Below are 2,140 nucleotides of genomic sequence, written 5' to 3' on the forward strand. Positions count from 1 at the left end.
GTCACAGGATCGCCTGTGCGAAAAGCGCACCGCAGGTGATTGACTACACCGTGGCCAGAAGCTCGGCCAGTACTAACTTAGGAACTTTTAGCTGGAAGCTATGATAGCCGCTGTGCCAGCAGCTTAAAGTCGTGGAGCTTCGCCCCACACCCGAGGAAAGGGGGCTGTATCGACTCGCCCCCTTCCCAAACCCCCAGCGACCCGCGACGCAGCGGAAAACCCCTTGTGCTTATGATGCCAATTCGCTATCGCGCCAGACGCTCATCCCTGATTCGACTGGCGCTGCTTCGGCATCCATGCCTCGCTACGCGATTGTCATCAACGCCCTGCGGCCGCTTCAAGCGGGAAAAGTGTATACCTTTAGCATTTGAGGTTCCTGATGATTAGGCGAATTTGAAATCGTGCATAAGCCCAAAAGCATACACATATTTCCAGGCACTGGTGGGACTGTGACCGTCGAAAACGGGGAATAATGCAAACACCCAGCATTAGCTGGAGGAAATCGCTTTGGTTTCAAACCCAGTCAATTCTGTTGTAAAAACAAACTAAATCAGTGTTTTGTTGCCTTTGTCAAAACTTGACCTTTGGCTAATTGTTTTCACATTCAATGCTGGCTATTGTATAACTAATTCAACCGCTTAGTTTTAGTACTTCCTTAAGCTTAAGGCGAAAGCTGCAACACTTTTCCGATTTCAGCGGAATGCAGGGACGAACAGAGTTTGGACCCGTGCGGTAGCCATGGCTTTACTTAACGTTTTTTGTAAGACCTGGGTTTTAGGGCGCTTGGTTTTAAGGCCCTTATTTGCAGGGCTTGAAGCGCTCATGGTAAGTGCCTAAGAACTGATTTTCTATGCAGTATTATTGACGTTCTAGGAAAAATGCCGGAAATTTGCAGCTAAGTTTGCGTGTTATTTCTGTAACATTTTAGAAAATAACATTAAATTCATAAAGTTAAAAAATACAGCTGGTAGATAATAGGTTTGGAAACCGTGCATGCGCGTTTAGCTGCAAGGGATATAAGGACTAAATTGTATTATATCCAGCAAATACAAACAGATAGCGATGCGCGTTTAGACTCCTCCGAGGACTAAAACGCGCATGCGCACTATATAGCTGTTAGCACTCAGAGTAAATATCGAGGCATGATGATACCTAAAGAGTTATTCAAATATCGAGATTTTGAAAAATACACAATCTTAAGCCTCCTAAACAAAGCTCTTTGGGTTCCAAAGCCAATTCAGCTTAATGACCCTTTTGACTCGCAGCTTAGAATACAGGCAAATGATGTGAGTAAAGCTGAGTTTATTGAAAGCTTTGGAAGGTTTCAGGTTTGGTACAAAAACAAAACAGGTAATGATATTAATTACGATAGTTTTGATGATTTGTTTGAAAACGATAAACCAAATTCAATTCTTAAAGAAAAAGCTAACTTGGTTGCTGATTACTGGGATAATAAAGCCGAAACCGTTGGAATACTTTCATTATCATCAAACCCTTCCAATACGCTGATGTGGTCACATTACGGCGATAATCACTCAGGTATTTGCATTGGTTATAACCCTGAAAAACTATTTCCAAAATCTCCGTCAATGGATAGAGATTGGTTACGTGAAGTTACCTATAAAGAAGAGAGTGACATTACCAGAAACGCATATTTGTTATATGCATCATGTGGTATGTGGCACTCAAATGATGCTGCACTTTACTTATTCTTTGAAACTCTTTGTACTAAATCTAAAAACTGGAAATATGAGGAGGAGTGGCGCTACCTGCTACCAGAAAATGGCGGAAAGATTTTCAATTTAAACATTGATGCCATTTCAAGTATTACATTTGGCCTTAAAACTTAAGTTGAAACAAAGAGTGCAGTAAGTCACTTACTCAAATATCATGGAAAAATGACGCACTTTTACCAGATTGTTCGTGATCATAGCAGTGCAAAGTTATCTCGAACAATAATGGATGCAAATTCTCCGTACTGGAAGAAATCCCCGGAAGAGTGCTAACAAGCAAATCCAGGTGACGCCTGCGGCGCACCTGATTTAGGCGTTGATATGATTCCCATTGTCAAATAGGTAAAAGTGTCCTTACCGGAGACCCAAAAATCTCCGGTAAGGACACTCTGACAGTCGGACTTTGG

1 protein-coding gene is annotated in these 2,140 nt (G+C 42.1%); it reads left to right on the forward strand.

All coding sequences use genetic code 11. From position 1 onward, the window contains the following. The first annotated feature begins 1,142 nt into the window (after nt 1-1,142). Nucleotides 1,143-1,850, forward strand: a complete 708-nt coding sequence (locus N512_RS0118985) for a DUF2971 domain-containing protein (protein ID WP_081737211.1) — start codon at nt 1,143-1,145, stop codon at nt 1,848-1,850. Nucleotides 1,851-2,140: the final 290 nt, after the last annotated feature.

The sequence above is a fragment of the Shewanella sp. 38A_GOM-205m genome (genome assembly GCF_000518445.1).
Taxonomy (GTDB): Bacteria; Pseudomonadota; Gammaproteobacteria; order Enterobacterales; family Shewanellaceae; genus Shewanella; species Shewanella algae.

Excerpts from the sequence above, each read along its gene's own strand:
- N512_RS0118985 (WP_081737211.1), top strand. The coding sequence starts at position 1,143 with ATGATGATACCTAAAGAGTTATTCAAATATCGAGATTTTGAAAAATAC.